This is a genomic window from Symbioplanes lichenis, from assembly GCF_030709675.1.
Lineage (GTDB): Bacteria > Actinomycetota > Actinomycetes > Mycobacteriales > Micromonosporaceae > Actinoplanes > Actinoplanes lichenis.
Map to the genome: position 1 here is coordinate 104290 of NZ_JAUZQD010000005.1, position 19833 is coordinate 124122.

At 71.7% G+C, this 19833-nt stretch carries 21 protein-coding genes; 15 read left to right on the forward strand and 6 right to left on the reverse strand.

The features are described 5' to 3' along the window. The first annotated feature begins 27 nt into the window (after positions 1-27). On the forward strand, positions 28-711 hold the full coding sequence (locus tag RAN62_RS13320; RefSeq protein ID WP_305784908.1) for a response regulator: 684 nt from the start codon (positions 28-30) through the stop codon (positions 709-711). 9 nt (positions 712-720) lie between these two features. Here the strand turns inward: RAN62_RS13320 and RAN62_RS13325 are convergent, their stop codons facing one another. Further along, complete coding sequence (locus RAN62_RS13325) at positions 721-1554, reverse strand: DUF3109 family protein (RefSeq protein ID WP_438874507.1); 834 nt, start codon at positions 1552-1554, stop codon at positions 721-723. Positions 1555-1769: 215 nt separating this feature from the next. Between RAN62_RS13325 and RAN62_RS13330 the strand changes: the two genes are divergently transcribed. Together RAN62_RS13330 and RAN62_RS13335 are read left to right on the forward strand one after the other, a co-directional pair. Then, the gene (locus RAN62_RS13330; RefSeq protein ID WP_305784910.1) at positions 1770-2591 is read left to right on the forward strand and encodes a sugar phosphate isomerase/epimerase family protein; all 822 of its coding nucleotides are present in this window, start codon (positions 1770-1772) and stop codon (positions 2589-2591) included. Between the two features lie 44 nt (positions 2592-2635). After that, positions 2636-3451 carry a DUF4184 family protein gene (locus tag RAN62_RS13335; RefSeq protein ID WP_305785281.1) on the forward strand — a complete coding sequence of 272 codons (816 nt, stop codon included), beginning with the start codon at positions 2636-2638 and terminating at the stop codon, positions 3449-3451. Between the two features lie 663 nt (positions 3452-4114). Here RAN62_RS13335 and RAN62_RS13340 read toward each other — a convergent pair. Further along, entirely contained in the window at positions 4115-4651 is a 537-nt protein-coding gene (locus tag RAN62_RS13340; protein WP_305784911.1) for a CGNR zinc finger domain-containing protein, read from the reverse strand. Between the two features lie 92 nt (positions 4652-4743). Here RAN62_RS13340 and RAN62_RS13345 point away from each other — a divergent pair, with 92 nt between their 5' ends. From RAN62_RS13345 to RAN62_RS13365, 5 genes are all read left to right on the forward strand, one after another. After that, a complete protein-coding gene (locus RAN62_RS13345) occupies positions 4744-5664 on the forward strand; it encodes a proline dehydrogenase family protein (protein WP_305784912.1) in 921 nt (306 codons plus the stop codon). 169 nt (positions 5665-5833) lie between these two features. Beyond that, a complete protein-coding gene (locus RAN62_RS13350; RefSeq protein WP_305784913.1) occupies positions 5834-6052 on the forward strand; it encodes a helix-turn-helix domain-containing protein in 219 nt (72 codons plus the stop codon). 171 nt (positions 6053-6223) lie between these two features. Continuing rightward, positions 6224-6325, forward strand: a complete 102-nt coding sequence (locus RAN62_RS13355) for a 30S ribosomal protein bS22 (protein ID WP_007465623.1) — start codon at positions 6224-6226, stop codon at positions 6323-6325. 72 nt (positions 6326-6397) lie between these two features. Next, entirely contained in the window at positions 6398-7465 is a 1068-nt protein-coding gene (locus RAN62_RS13360) for an NAD-dependent epimerase/dehydratase family protein (RefSeq protein WP_305784914.1), read from the forward strand. Then, positions 7462-8427, forward strand: a complete 966-nt coding sequence (locus RAN62_RS13365) for a lysophospholipid acyltransferase family protein (protein ID WP_305784915.1) — start codon at positions 7462-7464, stop codon at positions 8425-8427. The genes RAN62_RS13360 and RAN62_RS13365 overlap by 4 nt, the downstream gene beginning before the upstream one ends. 133 nt (positions 8428-8560) lie before the next feature. Here RAN62_RS13365 and RAN62_RS13370 read toward each other — a convergent pair whose 3' ends face one another. Further along, entirely contained in the window at positions 8561-9796 is a 1236-nt protein-coding gene (locus tag RAN62_RS13370; RefSeq protein WP_305784916.1) for a DUF5667 domain-containing protein, read from the reverse strand. A gap of 226 nt (positions 9797-10022) precedes the next feature. Continuing rightward, entirely contained in the window at positions 10023-10937 is a 915-nt protein-coding gene (locus tag RAN62_RS13375) for an ECF subfamily RNA polymerase sigma factor, BldN family (protein WP_438874499.1), read from the reverse strand. A 466-nt stretch (positions 10938-11403) separates the two neighbouring features. Here RAN62_RS13375 and RAN62_RS13380 point away from each other — a divergent pair, with 466 nt between their 5' ends. From RAN62_RS13380 to hemB, 7 genes are all read left to right on the forward strand, one after another. Beyond that, the gene (locus RAN62_RS13380) at positions 11404-11652 is read left to right on the forward strand and encodes a glutaredoxin family protein (protein ID WP_305784917.1); all 249 of its coding nucleotides are present in this window, start codon (positions 11404-11406) and stop codon (positions 11650-11652) included. A gap of 9 nt (positions 11653-11661) precedes the next feature. Continuing rightward, the gene (locus RAN62_RS13385) at positions 11662-12303 is read left to right on the forward strand and encodes an HAD family hydrolase (protein ID WP_305784918.1); all 642 of its coding nucleotides are present in this window, start codon (positions 11662-11664) and stop codon (positions 12301-12303) included. 281 nt (positions 12304-12584) lie between these two features. Beyond that, the gene (locus RAN62_RS13390; RefSeq protein ID WP_305784919.1) at positions 12585-13331 is read left to right on the forward strand and encodes a redox-sensing transcriptional repressor Rex; all 747 of its coding nucleotides are present in this window, start codon (positions 12585-12587) and stop codon (positions 13329-13331) included. After that, entirely contained in the window at positions 13328-14623 is a 1296-nt protein-coding gene (locus tag RAN62_RS13395; RefSeq protein WP_305784920.1) for a glutamyl-tRNA reductase, read from the forward strand. Before RAN62_RS13390 ends, RAN62_RS13395 begins: the two co-directional genes overlap by 4 nt. Beyond that, positions 14620-15549, forward strand: coding sequence for a hydroxymethylbilane synthase (gene hemC / locus RAN62_RS13400; RefSeq protein WP_305784921.1), 930 nt, complete (start codon positions 14620-14622; stop codon positions 15547-15549). Before RAN62_RS13395 ends, hemC begins: the two co-directional genes overlap by 4 nt. Then, positions 15546-17132, forward strand: coding sequence for a bifunctional uroporphyrinogen-III C-methyltransferase/uroporphyrinogen-III synthase (locus RAN62_RS13405; protein ID WP_305784922.1), 1587 nt, complete (start codon positions 15546-15548; stop codon positions 17130-17132). The genes hemC and RAN62_RS13405 overlap by 4 nt, the downstream gene beginning before the upstream one ends. A 264-nt stretch (positions 17133-17396) precedes the next feature. Next, the gene (hemB, locus tag RAN62_RS13410; RefSeq protein WP_305784923.1) at positions 17397-18386 is read left to right on the forward strand and encodes a porphobilinogen synthase; all 990 of its coding nucleotides are present in this window, start codon (positions 17397-17399) and stop codon (positions 18384-18386) included. Positions 18387-18396: 10 nt separating this feature from the next. On the opposite strand, the gene RAN62_RS13415 is transcribed toward hemB, so the two are convergent. Both RAN62_RS13415 and RAN62_RS13420 read right to left on the reverse strand, forming a co-directional pair. After that, entirely contained in the window at positions 18397-18573 is a 177-nt protein-coding gene (locus RAN62_RS13415; RefSeq protein ID WP_305784924.1) for a hypothetical protein, read from the reverse strand. A gap of 227 nt (positions 18574-18800) precedes the next feature. Then, positions 18801-19823 carry a GNAT family N-acetyltransferase gene (locus RAN62_RS13420; protein WP_305784925.1) on the reverse strand — a complete coding sequence of 341 codons (1023 nt, stop codon included), beginning with the start codon at positions 19821-19823 and terminating at the stop codon, positions 18801-18803. Positions 19824-19833 lie beyond the last annotated feature (10 nt).

The following is a 19833-nucleotide window of genomic DNA, read 5'->3' on the forward strand; positions in this document are numbered from 1 at the left end:
CCGGCGGACCAGGAAAGGAAGCCTCCATTGGCTCGCGTGCTCGTGGTCGAGGATGAGGAGTCGTTCTCCGACGCCCTGTCGTACATGCTCCGCAAGGAGGGCTTCGAGGTCTCGGTCGCAGCGACCGGCACCTCGGCGCTGACCCAGTTCGACCGGACCGGTGCCGACATCGTCCTGCTCGACCTCATGCTGCCCGAGATGTCCGGCACCGAGGTGTGCCGGCAGCTGCGGCAGCGCTCCGCCGTCCCCATCATCATGGTGACGGCCCGCGACAGTGAGATCGACAAGGTCGTCGGCCTCGAGATCGGTGCCGACGACTACGTCACCAAGCCCTACTCGCCGCGCGAGCTCGTCGCGCGGATCCGGGCCGTGCTGCGCCGCCAGGGCGCGGAGGCCCCCGAGGTCACCACCCCCACCCTGGCCGCCGGGCCGGTCCGGATGGACGTCGAGCGCCACGTCGTCACCGTGGACGGCAGCGGCGTGCAGCTGCCGCTCAAGGAGTTCGAGCTGCTCGAGCTGCTGCTGCGCAACGCCGGCCGGGTGCTCACCCGCGGCCAGCTGATCGACCGGGTCTGGGGCGCCGACTATGTGGGCGACACCAAGACGCTGGACGTGCACGTCAAGCGGCTGCGCTCGAAGGTCGAGCCCGAGCCGTCGGCGCCGCGCTACATCGTGACCGTGCGGGGTCTGGGCTACAAGTTCGAGCCCTGATCGGCCCGCTCACTCCTGCGGCGGGGTGGCCGGTTCACGGCCGCCCTGCTGCCGCGGCGGCATCGCCGCGGCCGTCGCCGGGTGCACGGCGACGATGCCGAGGGCGAGCCGCTGGTCGCAGAGGCGGGCCAGCTCGTCGTAGGCGTCCTGCCCGATGAGGGCGATGAGCTCCGGACCGTAGGACTTGTACATCGGCTCGGTGCCCACGTGCGCGTCCGGCGACGAGGTGCACCACCAGTCGAGGTCGTGCCCGCCCGGCCCCCAGCCGCGCCGATCGAACTCGGTCAGCGTGGAGAGCAGATACTTCGTGCCGTCCGGCCGCTTCGTCCAGTCCTGCTCCCGGCGTACGGGCAACTGCCAGCACACATCCGGCTTGTACGTCAGCGGGTGCACGCCGTCGCGCAACGCCTGGGCGTGCAGAGCGCAGCCGCCGCCCCCGGCGAAGTCGGCGTCGTTGAGGAACACGCACGGGCCGTCACCCGCCTGGGTGGCCGTCCGCCGGGCCGGCTTCGACCCGTCGATCGTGTCCAGCTCCGTGTAGTTCTTGAAACCCTTGCGATAGTGCTGCCAATTCTCCGGCGTCAGCTTCGCCGCGGCGGCCTTCGTCCTGTTCTCGTCGTCGGCGTCGGTGAAGAACGCCCCGTGCGAGCAGCAGCCCTCCTGCGCGCGCCCGGCGATGATGCCGTGGCAGGCCGAGCCGAAGACGCAGGTCCAGCGGGACAGCAACCACGTCAGGTCGGCCCGGACGACATGCTGGTCGTCGGCCGGATCGGTGAACTCGATCCACTCGCGGGGGAAGTCGAGCTCGACCTCGCGGGCACGGGCGGCGGCCGCGTCGTCCATGACGATGCGGACCTGGGTACGGCGACTCACCTGCGACAGCGTACGCGCGTACCCGTGAAGTCACCCGGCGGCGGGCCGCTCGCGAGCTGTTCTCCCCGGCCTGCTTCCTGTCCACGGCCTTCCTGTCCACGGCGGCGGTTGCTCCTTTCGCGGCGGTTGCTCCTTTCACGGCGGACGCGACTGGCAGCGGTGTGCGGCCGGACTACCCTTGAGGCGTGAGCTCGAGTGTCCCGGTACTCCTGTCCAGCTCCTCGGTCTTCCCCGAGCCGACCGCGGCCGCGTTCGAAATGGCGGCCGCGGTCGGCTACGACGGCGTCGAGGTCATGGTGTGGACCGACGCCGTGAGCCAGGACGCCGGCGCCCTGCAGGGGCTGTCCCAGCACTACGGCGTGCCGGTCCTCTCGGTGCACGCCCCGTGCCTGCTCGTGACCCAGCGGGTGTGGAGCCCCGACCCCTGGGAGCGCCTCGCCAAGGCGGCCGAGCTCGCCGAGACCCTGGGCGCCCCGACCGTCGTCGTGCACCCGCCCTTCACCTGGCAGCGCGACTATGCCCGCAATTTCGTCCCCGGGCTGGCCAAGGTGCAGGCCAAGCACCCGGACATCACCTTCGCGATCGAGAACATGTTCCCGGTACGCATGGCCGGCCGCACCTTCGTCCCCTACCAGCCCGGCTGGGACCCGACCGAGACCGGCTTCGACGCGTACACGCTGGACCTCTCCCACTGCTCCGCCGCCCGCACCGACGCCCTGGCCCTGGCCGACCGGATGGGCGCCGGCCTCAAGCACGTCCACCTCGGCGACGGCAGCGGCGAGGGCCGCGACGAGCACCTGGTCCCGGGCCGCGGCAACCAGCCGTGCGCCGAGCTGCTCCGCTCCCTCGCGGGCCGCGGCTTCACGGGCTCGGTCGCTCTGGAAGTCTCCACTCGTAAGGTGACAAGCCGCGACGTCCGCGAACGTGATCTTCGCGAGTCCCTGGAGTTCGCCCGCCGCCACCTGACCCCGGCCGGCACCAACACCCCGGCGACCACGCACGCCTGACCGCCCGCGGTCCATCGCCCCAGCTCAGTAGGCTCCTGACCACGATCGACCGCGACCCGGAGCCGCCTGATGCCCTTCACTCTCAGCCATCCCGCCGCGATCCTGGTGCTCAGCCGCCGCCCGTTCGTGCGTCGGCCCTGGTCGCCGGGGCGCTGGCTCCGGACCTGCCCTATCTGCTGCCGCAGGCCACGTCGGCCGACTGGGGACCGTACAGCGACTTCAACCTGACCTACACCCACCAGCTCGGCACCGGGCTGGTGGCCGGGACCGTCATCACGCTGCTCCTGCTCGTGCTGTTCCATCAGGTGCTCAAGCGACCCCTCCTCGCCTTGCTGCCGGAGTCGGCAGCGGGGCGCTTGTCCGAGGTCGCGGACGACTTCCGCTGGTCCCCGGCCGCGCAGACGGCGTGGGTCGTCGTCTCCGCGGTAATAGGAGTGCTGACCCACCTGTTGTGGGACGCGCTCGTCCACGAGAACGGCTCCGTCACATGGTCGCCTCTGCCGGATTCGCCGGCGGTCACCGAGGCACTCTGGTGGGGCAGCACCCTCGCCGGAGCGCTGGTCATCGCCGCCTGGCTGGGAAACTGGCTCCGCCGCACTCCCCGTCGTCCCGTCCCGTCACGCACCACGCTCGGGACAGCCGGGCGCTTGTGGGCATCGACCCTGGTGGTGCTCGCGGGCCTGGCCGGCGTGGCCCTGAAGATGGTGTGGCGCGATATCGGCATCTCCGAGGCTGTTCACTCGGCGGCCGCGATGCGTCAGGTGGTGACGGGTGGCATGTCGGGCGTCGCGGTGGGCCTGCTGATCTATGCCGTGCTGTGGAACCTCAGCGGTCGAGCCCGTGACTCAGGGCGGGAGTGACCACCGACCCGGGCGGCGGCCGCGTGATCGGGCCGGGACGGCACACGCGCGGCGGCCGCCAGTCGAGCCCCGGGCGTTGCGGTGACGTGCCGCCCGTACCTGGGGAATTCGCTCTTCGGGGTGACCCCCGCAGCGACCGCGCGTCCGCCGGCCGCAAGCCCGCCCTCGGTGAGGGTTTCCCAGCCGAGGGTCATCCGTGCCCGGCCGGTCACTGATCATGCCTATGGGGCTGGAGAAGCGTTGCGAGCGTCGTCCCGGTTCGCGGTGCGGGCGTCGCACGGCCCAGCCGCTGCGCAGAGCGGCGGCCAGATCCCGGCGCAGGCTGACGCGGCCTGGACGTCGAGGCCTGGTAGATCGTCTCGCGCGCCACGTGCCACTGGCTTCGGGTGCTGGCCGGCCGCGAGTGACGACCGATCTCGCGGCTGAGCGTGCATCGCGGCCGCCGGCAACTCGAAATAATGCCGCCGGTCGAGCCCGGGCGTTGCGGTGACGTGCCGCGCGTACCTGGGAAATCGCGCTCTTCGGGGTGACCCTGTAGCGACCGCGCGTCCGCCGGCCGCAAGCCCGCCCTCCCAGGGGGAAGCCACCCTGGATCAGTGTGGCGGAAAAGGCGTGCGCCGGGGGAGAGGCCTGTGGACAGAGCGCCGTTGTGGATAACCCGGGTCAGGCCGGGGTGAGGGTGGCAGCGCGCTTGCGGGCTCGGTGGGCGGCCACGTGCGAGCGCGTCGCGCAGCGTTCGGAGCAGAAGCGGCGGCAGTTGTTGGAGGAGGTGTCGAGGTAGACGTTGCCGCAGCGGTCGTCGGCGCAGATGCCGAAGCGGGCGCTGCCGTATTCGCAGAGCCAGACGGAGAGGCCCCAGACCGCGCCGGCGAGGTATTCGGCGCTGACGGAGGCGCCTCGGCCGGTGACGTGCATGTGCCAGTCGGAGGTGTCATGGCCGGAGATGCGGGGCTGGACGGGGTAGGCCGCCAGGAGCAGGTTGAGCTCGGCCACCGCGTCGTGGTCGCGGCCGCCGGTGCCGTGTTCGAAGACGTCGCGCAGGCGGCGCTGGGCGCGGCGCAGGACGGTGAGATCCTTCTCGGTGACCTCGGCGGCCATCCAGCCGAGCTCGTCGCCGAAGAGGCCCTTCGCCTGCTCGAGGTCCGTGAGGCCGGCGTTGACCAGCTCGACGGCGGTGCGCGCGTACGCATCGAAGTTCACCCGACAACCGTAGCCTCCCGCCGACCCCCTGCACACGCCTGCGCGGCGGCGGTTGACGCGACCCTCTCCGGTTCGGGCGATACGCTCGCCTCATGCTCCGATCCGTCTTTCTCGCCGCCGCCGGGTCGTCCCGCCTGGAGCGGCTGGTGTCCTCCGTCCCGGTCAGCAAAGGGGTTGTCCGGCGCTTCGTCGCAGGGGCGGGGGCCGACGACGCGTTGCGGGCCGGGCGGGCGCTCGCCGATGACGGGCTGGCGGTCAGTTTCGACCATCTCGGCGAGGACACGCTGACCGCGGAGCAGGCGACCGCGACGCGCGAGCAATATGTGCTGCTGCTCGAGCGGCTCAAGACCGCCGGGCTCACGCCGGCGGCCGAGGTGAGCCTGAAGCTCTCGGCGGTGGGGCAGAAGATCGACGAGCGGATGGCGTACGACCACGCGCGCGCGATCTGCGCGGCGGCGGCCGAGGCGGGCACGACCGTGACGCTCGACGCCGAGGATCACACGCTGACCGACTCGACGCTGGAGATCCTGGCCGATCTGCGCAAGGACTTCCCGGCCACGGGCGCCGTCCTCCAGGCCTATCTGCGGCGCACCGAGGGCGACTGCCGCGAGCTGGCGACGGCCGGGTCGCGGGTGCGGCTGTGCAAGGGCGCCTACGCGGAGCCGGAGTCGGTGGCCTACCAGTCGACGCTCGACGTGGACAAGGCGTACGTGCGCTGTCTCAACATCCTCATGTCGGGCGACGGCTATCCCATGGTCGCGACGCACGACCCGCGGCTGATCGCGATCGCCGAGGACCGGGCGCGGTGGTTCGACCGGCAGGCCGACGAGTTCGAGTTCCAGATGCTCTTCGGGGTGCGGCCGGAGGAGCAGACGCGGCTGGCCGGGGCGGGGCACACCGTCCGGGTGTACGTGCCCTACGGCGAGCAGTGGTACGGCTATCTCATGCGCCGCCTGGCCGAGCGCCCGGCGAACGTCGCGTTCTTCGGCAAAGCGCTCACCTCTCGCAAGTAGCCCCCCGAACGGGCGACAAACGGCGATTCCGGGCGTGTCGGCTTGACTTTTACCCTCCGATTTCACGGAACGTAGCGCCCTGATCACGTGTCCCTCGCTACCGTTCTGGTGACACGCGCGCCCGCCACCTCAGCCCGGCGGGCGCCTGCGAAAGGATCGGTGCGGACAGATGACAGGTCCAGCCCAGACGCAGACCGAGGAGCGCCTCGCCGAGGTGCGGTTCCTCACGGTCGCCGAGGTCGCGTCGCTCATGCGGGTCTCCAAGATGACCGTCTACCGGCTCGTGCACGGCGGGGAGCTCAGCGCGGTCCGCGTGGGCCGGTCGTTCCGGGTGCCCGAGCACGCCGTGCACACGTACCTGCGGGGAGCCTTCTCACAGACCGCCTAGGGGGTCGTGTTGGTCCCTGCGCGGCGCGGCGGCTACGCTGGACCGGTTCGCCCTGTGATACCTGTGTGCGGCTCGGTGCCGCCGCGGTCGACGGGCAACCGCTGTCAGTCCGGTCGGCGCGTGCTGCTGTGCGTCGTGGCCGGCCCCACATGGTTTCGAGAGGCATGACGTATGGGCTCCGTGGTCAAGAAGCGCCGCAAGCGTATGGCGAAGAAGAAGCACCGTAAGCTGCTGCGCAAGACCCGCGTCCAGCGTCGCCGTCTCGGCAAGTGACGCCCGGCCGGGCGCTCTGCCCGGCCCGCGTGCTTGCCGTTCCCGACTCCGCCGCACGTGAGGGGCGCGCCCGTGGTGTCCTCTGAAGCCGCGGCCCCGCCGCGCATCGTCGTGGTCACCGGGGTCAGTCGCTATCTCGGCGCCCGCGTGGCGTCCCGGCTGGCGGCCGACCCCCGGGTCGAGCGTGTCATCGGCCTGGATCCGCACGACGCTCCACCGGCCCTCGCGGGTCTGCTGGAGGATGTCGAGCTGATCCAGGCCGACGCGCGTGCCGCCTCCGGCGTGGTCGCCGATCTCGGCGCCGAGGCCGTGGTGCACATGGCCGTCACCGGTGCCCCCGACCCGCACCACGGCGGCCGGGCGGCGATGAAAGAGCAGAACGTCATCGGCACGATGCAGCTGCTCGCCGCCGCGCAGGGCGCTCCCGCCCTGCGCAAGCTCGTCGTGCGCTCGTCCACGGCGGCCTACGGCGCTTCCTTCCGCGACCCCGCGGTCTTCACCGAGGAGACCGAGCCGCGCGCGGTGCCCCGGGGCTCGTTCGCGCGCGACATCCTCGACATCGAGGGCTACGTCCGGGGCTTCCGCCGGCGCCGGCCCGAGGTCGCGGCCACCGTGCTGCGCTTCGCGCCGATGATCAGCGAGACCGCCGAGACGACGCTCACCCGCTACTTCGCCCAGCCGGTGGTGCCGACGGTCTTCGGCCGCGACGCCCGGCTGCAGTTCGTGCACGTCGACGACGCGCTCGAGGTGCTGCACCGCTCGGTGATCGAGGACCACCCCGGCACGTTCAACGTCGCCGGCGCGGGCGTCCTCGCGCTCTCTCAGGCCGTGCGCCGGGCCGGGCGCATCTCCGTCGCCGTGCCCGAGGGCACGCTCTCCTCGCTGAGCGGCGTCGCCCGCGCCGTGGGCATCGGGCAGATCGGGCTGGACCAGATCGACCTGTTCGTGCACGGCCGGGTGGTCGACACGAGCCGGCTGGTCAAGGAGTTCGGCTTCACCCCGCGCACGACCGCGGCCGCCTTCGACGAGTTCATCGCCGGGCACCGGAACGGCTCGTCGCTGACCGCCGACCGGCTCACCGCGGCGGAAAATGCCATCCTCGACGGCATCCGCCGGGTCCGGGCCTCGGTGGCGCCGTGACCCAGGACGACTTCCACACCGCGCTGCCCGGTCACGCCGACTTCGTGCTGCCGCAGCCGGCCGCGCCGAAGCAGTTGAACGGCAGGCGGCCCATTCCTCTGCCCGAGGAGCCGGATCCGGTGGACATCTGGGATCAGCGGGTGGCGCGCGGGCTGGCCTTCCTGCGGCGGCGGCTCGCCGGGGCGTACCAGGTCGACGAGTTCGGCTTCGACCCCGAGCTCAGCGACACCGTCTTCCACCCCATGCTGCGCGTGCTCTACCGCGACTGGTTCCGCACCGAGGTGTACGGCATCGAGCACGTCCCCGACAACGGCGGCGGCCTGATCGTGGGCAACCACTCGGGCACCCTGGCCCTCGACGCGCTGATGCTGTCGACCGCCCTTCGCGACACCCATCCGGCCGAGCGCTGGCTCCGGCTGCTCGGCGCCGACCTGGTCTTCCGGGTGCCGGTGCTGTCCGAGCTGGCCCGCAAGGCCGGCGCGACAGTGGCCTGCAACCCCGACGCCGAGCGTCTGATGAGCGAGGGCGAGCTGGTCGGCGTCTTCCCCGAGGGCTTCAAGGGCATCGGCAAACGCTATGCCGACCGCTACAAACTGCAGCGTTTCGGTCGCGGTGGGTTCGTGTCGGCCGCACTGCGCACGGGTACGCCCATCGTGCCCGTCGCCATCGTCGGGGCCGAGGAGATCTATCCCATCCTGGCCGACCTCAAGCCGCTCGCCCGGTTGCTGGGCATCCCCTACTTCCCGGTCACGCCCACGTTCCCGTGGCTGGGGCCGCTGGGGCTCGTGCCGTTGCCGAGCAAGTGGCTGATCGAGTTCTGCGAGCCGATCCCGACCGCGCACCTGACCGAATACGCCGACGATCCGATGGTCGTCTACAACCTCGCCGACCAGGTGCGCGAGACGATCCAAGCGACGCTCTACACGCTGCTGGAGAAGCGGCCGGACCCGTTCGGACGCTGAGCCCGGCGCGTTTTCCGGCGCGGACGGGGGCGTTTTCGGCGTTGCGTCCGGGGCGGTTTCTGGTCACCATGGACAGTGAGGGGCGGCCCCGGTTTCACACCGGCACCGCCCCTCGCCATGTCCTGCCTGTGCGCTACTTGTTCCCGAAGAGGTTGCCGAGCAGCCCGCCCAGCAGGCCCTTCTCCGCGTCGGTCGGCGGGTTCGCCGGGTCGACGGAGATGACCGGCTCGGGGCTGTCCTCGTCGGCGGGGTCCGTCGGCGACGTCGTGCTCATGTCGCTGATGTCGTCCGCGCCGGCGTCACCCTGGTCGTCCTCGTCGCCGGACGGGCCGGCCGTCTTGCTCGACGAGCCGGGCTGCGGCGACGACTTGCCCGGGCGGGGCTCCTCGTCGGTCCCGTCCTTCGTCGTCTTCGTGTCCTTCTCGGACGTGGCGGACTTCTGGTCGTCCTGGTCCCGCCGGCCCTGGTGCTTCTCGGTGCCCCCGGAGGACTTGGTGCTGCCCCGGGTCTCGCACTGGCCCAGCTTCGGCCCGAGCGCGTCGCTGCCGGAGACGGCGGGCACCGGGGAGCAGCCGAGCCGCTCGCGCAGGGTCTTCGAGCGCTTCTCGACGGCGTCGAGCAGCGACAGCGACTTCTGCGCCCGCTCCTGGTTGACCGGTCCGAGCCGGTCCACGGCCGGCGTGAGCAGCCGGCGCTGGCTGTCCACGAACGAGTCGACCGACGCCAGGCCGGTCGTCTCCTTCCGCGTGACGGCCCCGGACGTGAGGAGCTTGACACCCTGCTTGGTGTCGGCGTCCATGTCGTCCAGGGCGTCGCGGAACTTCACGTCGTCCCCCCGCATCGCGGCCGCCTCGGCGAGCCGGTTGCGGGCGAACGTCAGCGACAGCTGCCCGCGGGTGATGTCCGAGCCGGCCATGGCCAGCTGGGCTCGTTCGGTGGAACGCTTGACGCCGTAGAGGGCGTCGCCCGGTGCGGCACTCTCGCTCGCGGCGGAGATTCCCGAGACGGCCATCGCACTGGCGGCGACGCCGATGACGATCACCCCGCGGGCCCGGATGCGGCGCCCGGTCCGGCCGAACAGCTTCCGGACGGGGGCGGCGGCCTCGGACTCCTCGTCCGCGGCAGGGGCCGTGGCCCCGATCCCGTCCCGCTCGGCCGCGGCGACCAGCATGGCACGCAGGCCCGTCCGGAACTCCGGGTCCACCTGGGCCCCGGGGCGCGCCGCGGAGAGGCTGTGCGCGATGGCGACCAGCTCGGCGAGCTGGTCGTCGGCCTGGCCGCGGGCGTGCTGGCCGCGGCCGGCATCGGTGGTGTCGAGAAGCTCCGCGAAGCGCTCGGCGCTCCGGCGATCGAAGAAGTCGAGTCTCACCGTGGGCACCTCCCTTCGCTCGTGACTGAAACGCCGGCGAAGCTGCCGGCGGGCGCGACGGATCCGGCGGACCGTTGGTCCACCTCGGGTCGCACCCGGACAAACGCACGAGCCGGGGGCGCGGTTACGGGTGCGAGCTGCGCTCGCGCGCCGGGAAAGATCGACGTTCGCGGGCGGGGGTCCGGCGTCCGCGGGCCGGGAAAGATCGACAACGAATAACCCGTGGTCACCACTGGAACCCTTCGGGCAGGAGCCGGGCCAGGGCCCGCACCGCCCGGTACTGCAGGGCCTTGATGGCGCCCTCGTTCTTGCCCATGGTCTGCGCGGTCTCGGCCACCGAGAAGCCCTGCAGGAAGCGCAGCACGATGCACTCCTGCTGCTCGGGATTGAGCTGCTTGACCGCGGTGAGCAGGGCCACGTTGGTGATGTGGTCGACGACGGCCGCCTCGGGGCTGCCCTCGGGGCCACGGTCCTCGCGGTCGGCGTCCAGGACGTCACCGGTGGTGACCTCGAGCCGGTAGCGGCCCGACTTGAAGTGGTCGGCGACCAGGTTGCGGGCGATCGTGACGAGCCAGGCGCCCAGGTCCCGGCCCTGCCACGTGAAGCTGCCGATGCGCTTGAGGGCGCGCAGGAACGTGTCGGAGGTCAGGTCCTCGGCGAGCTGGCGGTTGCCCACGCGGAAGTAGACGAAGCGGAAGACCGTGTCGACGTACCGGTCGTAGATGAGCCCGAACGCGGCCGAGTCGCCGGCCTGCGCGCGTTCGACCAGCGCCCAGACCTCGGCGGCGGCGTCGGTGGGGTCGGGGCGGGCCGGGTACTTCGGCGGCTCGGGCGAGCCGGTGCTCTGCGACGGGACGACGACGGTCGGGTCGCTGCCGGTCTCCCGTCGGTCGGGGCCGGGCTGCTGCGGGGGCTGCGGGCGTCCCGGGGCGATCCGGCTGCCGGTCTTCGAGTTGCCGGTCGACGGCAGGTGCCGGCTGGGCGACTCGTTGGGGTGCGGCCGGTTGCGCGTCCGCTTCGGGCCGTCGCCGCGGATGGCGTTGGCGACGCCCGCGCGGAGAGTTCTCAACCCCTCCGGGAGCGACGGTTGGACCGCGAACGCGTCGCGGCTGTACGGATCGCCGGCGTACACATGACTCACTGCGCCTCCTTGACCCGGCGGGCCGTCGATGAGGGGGTGACCGAGAAGCGCCCACAACAAAACGGGGTGAAGCGGTCCTCACGGAGGGACCTGCCTCACCCACGGATGTGGACTCCGTTACACAGACGCGAAGTATTGCGGCATCTGAGCACGAGGAGTCGCACAATGTGTGCGTCACGGAAAAAGTGTACGAAGGGGCACAGAAGCGGCACTGAACGTATCTGTCACGATGCCTGACCGTGCGCGATCGGGTGCGCACAGGCTGTGCGTCGTCGGGGCGTTTTCTGGCGGCGGGGCTCGAGAGGTCAGTGCCGGGACCACGGGTAGTTTCGGTGCGGGGGCTTTCAGACCTGACCATTGGCCACGCCGGACCCACCGGGCGGCGGGGTCTGCGGGTGGGGGAGCCGGTCGTGCGTAGGTTCCGCTTTCTGGGCTTTTGGGTTTGCTCTCGTGGGGAGGGAAAAGGGTGACGCGCCTGACGTTGATCAGCCGGACCGGGTGTCATCTGTGCGAGGAGGCGGAGGCCGTGCTGGAGCGGATCGCGCCCGGCGGATGGACGCGGGTGGAGGTCGCGGACTCGATCGAGCTGGAGCGGGACTACGGCGATCGGGTGCCGGTGGTGCTGCTCGACGGCAAGGAGCACGGTTACTGGCGCGTGGAGGAAGAACGCCTGCTTCGGGATATGGCTCGACCTCCGGGGGCCCCGCGGCTGTAGATTCTCGCCGTGGCTCGCACTCATCTTGTCTGGGACTGGAACGGCACGCTGCTCGACGACCTGACGCTGGTGGTCGCGTCGACCAATCAGACCTTCGCCTCCATCGGCGGGCGCAGCGTCGACTCCGACGAGCACCGGCGCCGCTTCCGGCGGCCGGTCTCCGAGTTCTATGCCGAGATCCTCGAGCGGGCCATCTCGGACGAGGAGTTCGAGGAGCTCGACCGGATCTTCCACGACGCCTACCGGCTGGGCCTCACCACGATCCCGCTGGCGGCCGACGCCGAGGCGGCGATCAAGGCCTGGTCCGGTACGCAGTCCCTGCTCTCCATGTGGTTCCACGACGAGCTGATCCCGGCGGTCGAGTCGCGCGGCCTGGCCGGCGTCTTCGCGCGCGTGGACGGGCGGCCCACCGAGGTCGACGGCGGTCTCAAGGCCGGCCACCTCGCGCGGCACCTCGGGCAGCTGGGGATCCCAGGCTCGCAGTGCGTGCTGATCGGCGACTCGGTGGACGACGCGGACGCGGCGGCCTCGGTGGGGGCGGCGGCCGTGCTCTACACCGGTGGCTTCACGGACCCGGTGCGGCTGCGGGCGACCGGCATCCCGGTGGCCGACACGCTGCTCGAGGCCGTGACCCTCGCCGCCGCTCTTTAGGTCACGCCACGGGGGCATTGCGCAAGCCACTGTGATACTCGTCGTCGGGATGGCGACGTTGGTGGCCGTTCGCGACGAGAAGCGGTAATACTCGGACAGGAGTCCGCGTGCGAATAACACGTAGACTCGATCTTTGTCCAGTTACGCTATCAAGATCGCGATTTGTGCACGCCTTCACAAGCGCTTACTCTGTGACTCCGACGAGCCCCGCTACCACAGCCGGTCCATCCAGGCCACAGAGGGCTCACCGCAGGTTCGCCACCTTGTCGGCACGGAGTCTTATGAGTCAGCAGCGTCATGGAAACACGTCCGGCAACGCCGGCGGGGTGCCTGCTTTCCCGGATCTCCCCGAGGCCACTATCGCGCGACTGCCCGAATACCTCCGGGCACTGCACCACCTCTCCGAGGCCGGGGCGGACACCGTCTCCAGCGAGGGTCTCGCCGCGGCGGCCGGGGTCAACTCGGCCAAGCTGCGCAAGGACCTGTCGCACCTCGGGTCCTACGGCACCCGGGGCGTCGGTTACGACGTCACCCTGCTGATCGACCAGATCGAATACATTCTCGGGCTCGACCAGCGGCGCAACGTCGCCCTGGTGGGGCTGGGCAACCTCGGGCACGCGCTGGCCGGCTATGCCGGGTTCGCCAGTCGCGGGTTCCGCATCGTCGCCCTCTTCGACGCCGACCACGACCAGGTCGGCAAGCGGATCCACGGGCTCACCGTGCGGCACGTCGGCGAGCTCGGCCGGGCCGTCGTCGACGAGGGCATCACCATCGGGGTCATCGCGACCCCGCCGACCGCCGCGCAGGGCGTCGCGGACGAGCTGGTGACCGCGGGGGTCACCAGCATCCTCAATTTCGCGCCGTGCGTGCTCTCGGTCCCGGCCGGGGTCGACGTCCGCAAGGTCGACCTGGCCATCGAGCTGCAGATCCTTTCTTTCCACGAGCACCGCAAGGCCTCCCTGACCGCTCTGCCCGGCGGACGGACGGCGGAGGAGGACGGCGAAAACCAGGAGGCGGTCGGGTCGTGAACCTGCTCAGCGTCGGAGCGTCGTACCGGACCGCCCGGGTGGGCACCCTCGAGCAACTCTCGATCCCCGGCCCGGACATCCCGGCCGTCCTGCAGAAGCTCGTCGCCCAGCCCTACGTGCGGGAGGCCGTGGTCCTCTCCACCTGCAACCGCGTCGAGGTCTTCGCGGCGGTCACCGGCTTCCACGGCGGTCTCGGCGACGTCTGCAACGTGCTCGCCGAGGAGTCCGGCATCGGCGCCAACGAGCTCGCCGGCCACCTCTACGTGCACTACGACGAGGCGGCGGTGCGGCACTCGTTCCGGGTGTCGTCCGGTCTCGACTCGATGGTGGTCGGCGAGGCCCAGATCCTGGGACAGCTGCGTGACGCTTACCACGCCGCCACGGAGGCCGACTCGGCCGGCCGGCTGCTCCACGAGCTGATGCAGCAGGCGCTGCGGGTGGGCAAGCGCGCCCACGCCGAGACGGGCATCGACCGCGCCGGGCAGAGTGTGGTCACCGCCGCGCTCGACGTCGCCGCGGACGTGCTCGGCGGCGACCTCACCGGCCGTCCGGGCCTGGTCATCGGGGCCGGTGCCATGGGCGCCCTGTCCGTGGCCACCCTCACCCGCTCGGGCGTCGGCCCGCTGCGGATCACCAACCGGGGCGCCGAGCGGGCGGCCCGGCTCGCCGAGGCCTACGGCGCGACAGCGGTGCCCTTCGACTCCCTCGACGCCGCCCTGGCCGAGGCCGACCTGGTGGTCAGCGCCACCGCCTCGACCGAGCCCGTGCTCACCGCCGAGCGCCTCGCCGGCCGCGAGCGCCCGCTGGTCGTGCTCGACCTGGCCGTGCCGCGCGACGTCGCGCCCGAGGTCGCCGACCTGCCGAACGTCACCGTCGTCGACATCGACGGCCTCGCCGCCGCCCGCCGCACCCTGCCCGCCGCCGCGGAGACCGCCGCCGTCGAGCAGATCGTCGCGTCCGAGGTCGACAACTTCCTCGGCTGGATGCGCGGCGCCGAGATCGCCCCCACGGTGGCCGCCCTGCGCACCCGGGCCGAGGACGTGGTCGCCGCGGAGCTGGGCAAGCTCAACGCGCGCCGGCCCGACTTCACCGACGACCAGCGCGCCGACGTCGCCCGCACGCTGCACCGCGTCGTCCAGCAGCTGCTGCACTCGCCGACCGTGCGGGTGCGCCAACTTGCGGCCGAGCCCGGCGGCGACCAATATGCGGCCCTGTTGCGGGAGCTGTTCGACCTCGACGTCCCGCACGCCACCCCGGCCGCCGCCGTGCCCGAGATCGGAGGACAAGCGTGACCACGCCCCTGCGCCTCGGCACCCGAGGCAGCAAGCTCGCCCTGACCCAGAGCCAGCTGGTCGCCGACGAGCTGACCCGGCGCACCGGCCGGCCCGTCGAGCTCGTGCGCGTCGTCACCGCGGGCGACAAGTCCAGCGCGCCCGTCACCCAGCTCGGGGTGGGCGTCTTCGTCACCGCGCTGCGCGAGGCCCTGCTCCGCGACGAGGTCGACTTCGCCGTCCACAGCTACAAGGACCTGCCCTCGCTGCCGCACGCCGGCCTGCACATCGCCGCGGTGCCGGAGCGTGAGGACCCGCGGGACGTGCTCATCGCCCGCGGCGGCCGCACCCTGGCCGAGCTGCCTCCGGGTGCCACCGTGGGCACCGGCGCGGTGCGCCGAATCGCGCAATTGCGGGCCTTGGGCCTAGAGTTGCAGGTCACGCCGATTCGCGGCAACATCGACACCCGCATGGCCCGAGTGCTCGGCCCCGAGGCCGACCTCGACGCCGTCGTCCTGGCCCGGGCCGGCGTCAGCCGGATCGGCCGGGCCGCCGAGATCACGGAGACGCTGGACCCGATGCTCATGTTGCCCGCCCCGGCCCAGGGTGCGCTGGCCGTGGAGTGCCGGGACGGCCAGTCAGACCTGGTCGAGCTCCTGGGGGCTCTCGACCACGCACCGTCCCGGGCCGCCGTCACGGCGGAACGGGCGATGCTCGCAACGCTCGAGGCCGGGTGCTCCGCCCCGGTCGCGGCACACGCCGAGTTCGCCGAAGGCGAGCACGGCGACGAGATCTACCTGCGCGGTGCGGTGATCAGCCCGGACGGGGCCCGAGCTGTCCGGCTGTCGCGCACCGGTACGCCCGCCGGCGCGGCGGAGATCGGCAAGGCGCTCGCCGCCGATCTCCTCGAGGCCGGCGCCGACACCCTGATGGGGAGCACAGAATGACCACCCGCACCGCCCGCAACCGCGCCGGACGCATCGCGTTCGTCGGCGCCGGACCCGGAGACCCGGGCCTGCTGACGCGCCGGGCCCACGACACCCTCGCCGAGGCCGACCAGGTCGTCTACGACCGCGGCGTCCCCGAGTCGCTGCTCGCGGCGATCAAGGCGGAGGCCCCGGAGGACACGCAGTTCAGCCCGGCCGAGGGCGCGCCCGGCGACGTCGCCAAGGTGCTGCTCTCCGCGGCCAAGTCCGGCCTGTCCGCCGTCCACCTCGTCGCCGGCGACCCGTTCGGGCATGAGTCGGTCGTCCACGAGGTGCAGGCGGTCGCCCGCACGGCGGTGCACTTCGAGGTGGTTCCGGGCCTCGGCCAGGCGGAGGGCGTCGCGACCTACGCGGGCGTCCCGCTGCCGGCCGTCCGCACCGTCGCCGACGTCGACGACGTGTCCGCCCTCGACTTCGACGCCCTCGCCGCGGCGGCCCTCAAGGGCTCCTTCGCCGTGGCCGTGGACGCCGGCGACCTGGCCGCCGTCCGCGACGGCCTGCTCGCCTCGGGCGTCGAGCCGGGCACCCCGGTCGGTGTGACCGGCGACGGCACGGGCGAGACGCAATACACCACGACTTCGACCGTCGACAGCTTCGTCGCCGCGGCGCTCGGCTTCACCGGCCGCGTCGTGCTGACCGTGGGCGGCGACGTGGCCGAGCGCGACAAGCTGAGCTGGTGGGAGAACCGCCCGCTCTACGGCTGGAAGGTCCTCGTGCCCCGCACCAAGGAGCAGGCGGGGGCCATGAGCGCCCGGCTGCGTGCCTACGGTGCGATCCCGTGCGAGGTGCCGACCATCGCCGTGGAGCCGCCCCGCACGCCCGCCCAGATGGAGCGGGCGGTCAAGGGGCTGGTCGACGGCCGCTACGCCTGGGTGGTCTTCACCTCGGTCAACGCGGTCCGCGCGGTCTGGGAGAAGTTCGGCGAGCACGGCCTCGACGCCCGCCACTTCGGCGGCGTGAAGATCGCCTGCATCGGCGAGGCGACGGCCGACGCGGTCCGCGCCTTCGGCATCCAGCCCGAGCTCATCCCGGCCGGCGACCAGTCCAGCGAGGGCCTGCTCGCCGAGTTCTCGCCGCACGACGAGATCCTCGACCCGGTGGGTCGCGTGCTGCTCCCGCGGGCCGACATCGCCACCGAGACGCTCGCCGCCGGCCTCATCGAGCGCGGCTGGGAGGTGGACGACGTCACAGCCTACCGCACGGTCCGCGCCGCCCCGCCGCCCGCCGACATCCGCGACGCCATCAAGTCGGGCGGCTTCGACGCGGTGCTCTTCACCTCGTCCTCGACGGTCCGCAACCTGGTCGGCATCGCGGGCAAGCCGCACGCCCGCACGGTCGTCGCCGTGATCGGCCCCAAGACCGCCGAGACCGCCACGGAGTTCGGCCTCCGCGTCGACGTCCAGCCCCAGCACGCGTCCGTGCCGGACCTGGTCGAGGCGCTGGCCTCCTACGCGGTCGAGCTCCGCGAGAAGCTCGCCGCCATGCCGGCCAAGCAGCGGCGCGGCTCCAAGGTCCAGGGCCCGACGGCGCTGCGGTTCCGCTGACCTTCTCCTCCCGGGCTGGTGGGTGTGCCTGCCGGCCCGGGGCTGTGGGGCTCTCTCCGGCATATGCTCGTCGGGAGAGCCTTTCTGGTTTTCGTGGCTGACTGCTGACTCCTGTCTCCGCTTGCGGGCGGTTGCTGTCGGCTTTCTTTGTTCGCCGGTCGTTTGCGGTCGGCTGGGCCGGCCGTTCGCGGGCGGCTTCGCCGGTCTTTGCGGCGGGCTTCGTTTCGGCCGACCCCGGTGGCCGGCTTGGCTGAGGGAGCAAACGTGTCGTACCCCGACATCCGCCCGCGCCGGCTGCGGCGTACGGCGGCCATGCGGCGTCTCGTGGAGGAGACGCGCGTCGCCCCGTCGGAGCTGATCCTGCCGGTCTTCGTCAAGGAAGGCCTGACCGAGGCGCGGGCCATCTCGTCGTTGCCCGGCGTCGTCCAGCACTCGCGGGAGTCGCTGCGCAAGGCGGCCCACGAGGCGGTGTCGGCCGGTGTCGGCGGCATCATGCTCTTCGGCGTCCCCGCGAACGAGAGCAAGGACGAGACGGGCTCGGCCGGTCTCGACCCGGACGGCATCCTCAACGTGGCCATCCGTGACGTGATCGCCGAGGTCGGCGACGCGACGGTCGTGATGAGTGATCTGTGCCTGGACGAATTCACCTCCCACGGTCACTGCGGTGTGCTGACGGGCGCCGGCACGGTGGACAACGACGCCACCCTGGAGATCTACGCCAAGATGGGCGTGGCCCAGGCCGAGGCGGGCGCCCACGTCGTCGGCCCCTCAGGCATGATGGACGGCCAGGTCGGCGTGATCCGGCGGGCCCTGGACCAGGCGGGCCACCAGGACGTCTCGGTGCTCGCCTACGCCGCGAAGTACGCGGGCGCCTTCTACGGCCCCTTCCGTGAGGCCGTCGAGTCGACGCTGCAGGGCGATCGCCGCACCTATCAGCAGAGCCCCGGCAACATCCGGGAGGCGCTGCGTGAGGTGGACCTGGACGTCGCCGAGGGTGCGGACTTGGTCATGGTCAAGCCGGCCCTGCCCTACCTCGACGTGCTCGCGGCCGTGCGCGATCGCGTGACTGTCCCGGTCGCTGCCTATCAGGTGTCCGGGGAGTACGCGATGGTCGAGGCGGCCGCGGCCAACGGCTGGATCGACCGGCAGGGCGTCATGCTGGAGACCCTCACGTCGATCAAGCGTGCGGGTGCTCAGATCATCCTGACCTACTGGGCGACCGAGGCGGCCCAGCTGCTGCGCGAGCGCTTCTGACCCTTCGCGATCAGTCCGGTGGCTCGACGGTCACCGGGCCAGGGGTCTCGCCGCCCTGCTCGGGGCGGTCGCTGTAGGGCTGCTCACCGGGGCTCCACGGTTGCTCCGGTGAGCCCTTCTGCTCGCGGTGCTCGTCGTTGTCGGTCGGCGGGTTACCGGACTCCTCCGGCAGGGGCTCGTCTGTCATGCGGAGCACGCTACCCAGTCCGCGAGCCGGTAAGCGGGTTATCCACAATGCGGCTCTGTCCACAGGACGGCGGGCGGCGCTGGTGAATTTCCGGCAGGGTCGGGCGCGTGCTCACACCCGTACCTGTTACCTGCCCGAGCCGTGGCGCCCCCGCCCGCGATCGTCGTCTCGATGACCGCGACATCAGGCTCGGGTCGGGGCGTGCGCTCGATCGGCGGCAGCGCGGGTCAGTCGGTCGGCTCCAGGCGGTGCACCAGCTGGGCGACGTCGGCGATGTATTCGTACCAGTCGCGGTCGGACTGATAGCCCAGCTCCGCGTTCACCTTCAGCATCGACTCGTTGTGCTGGGCGTTCCAGGTCTGCACCTCGCGCAGCTCCGGCTCGGCGGTGCGCAGCTCGAAGAGCATCCGGGCCTTGATAGCGCGGTCGATGCCATAGCCGCGGTGCTTGCGGACGACGATCGTGTCGTACTGGTCGGCCCGCTCGGGGTGCTGCGCCGGCACGACCAGCTCGGTGAGACCGGCGACCTCGCCCGTCTCCTCGTGGATGGCGAGCACGATGTAAGGCTTCAGGCCCCGGCGGTGCAGGGTGTCCAGGCTGTCGCGCAGCCGCTGCGGGTCCGACGAGCTCGGGCGGGCGTCCGGATCGTCCTCGTCGTCGTCCTGAGCCTCCAGTTTGGCCTGCGCATAGGCCTCCAGCAGCTCCGCCGGCGGGCCGCCCGGGTGATATTCCACGCGATAGCCCGTGCTGATGCCGCCCGCCATGCCGCTCAGGGCGCTCCAGTCCACGCTGGAAAGAGAGAGCACGCTGCGCGTCTCGACATAGTCCCGCTCGAAGCCGAGCGCCTCGTAGAAGCCGATCGCCCCCGTGCCGCCGATCGCCTCGACGCCGATCGACGAGAAGCCCTCGAGATAGGCCCGGCGCGCGGCGACCGCGACCAGCTGCTGGCCCAGCCCACGGCGGCGCAGCTCGGGGTGCACGATCACTTCCAGGACGCCGGTGTCACCGAGCAGCAGCAGGGTCACGTGCCCGAAGACCTTGCCCTCGCCCTCGGGCAGCCGGTCGTCCTCGGCCACCCAGCTGATCCGGCGCTCGCCGGGCATGGTCTCGGCCAGATACTCGCGGACCTGAACGTCCTGCCACGGTGGATCATCGGGAAGGTCGGCCGCAAGGACATGGTTCACCGTCTCCACGAGCGACCGGATCTCCTCATCCGACGCCGACCGGGGATCCCATTCACGCACCCTCACTCGTACAGCT

Coding starts and splice junctions, on each gene's coding strand:
- RAN62_RS13345 (WP_305784912.1), top strand. CDS start 4,744: ATGCTCCGATCCGTCTTTCTCGCCGCCGCCGGGTCGTCCCGCCTGGAG.
- RAN62_RS13355 (WP_007465623.1), top strand. CDS start 6,224: ATGGGCTCCGTGGTCAAGAAGCGCCGCAAGCGTATGGCGAAGAAGAAG.
- RAN62_RS13415 (WP_305784924.1), bottom strand. CDS start 18,573: ATGACAGACGAGCCCCTGCCGGAGGAGTCCGGTAACCCGCCGACCGAC.
- RAN62_RS13350 (WP_305784913.1), top strand. CDS start 5,834: ATGACAGGTCCAGCCCAGACGCAGACCGAGGAGCGCCTCGCCGAGGTG.
- RAN62_RS13405 (WP_305784922.1), top strand. CDS start 15,546: ATGACCACCCGCACCGCCCGCAACCGCGCCGGACGCATCGCGTTCGTC.
- RAN62_RS13325 (WP_438874507.1), bottom strand. CDS start 1,554: ATGGACGACGCGGCCGCCGCCCGTGCCCGCGAGGTCGAGCTCGACTTC.
- RAN62_RS13390 (WP_305784919.1), top strand. CDS start 12,585: ATGAGTCAGCAGCGTCATGGAAACACGTCCGGCAACGCCGGCGGGGTG.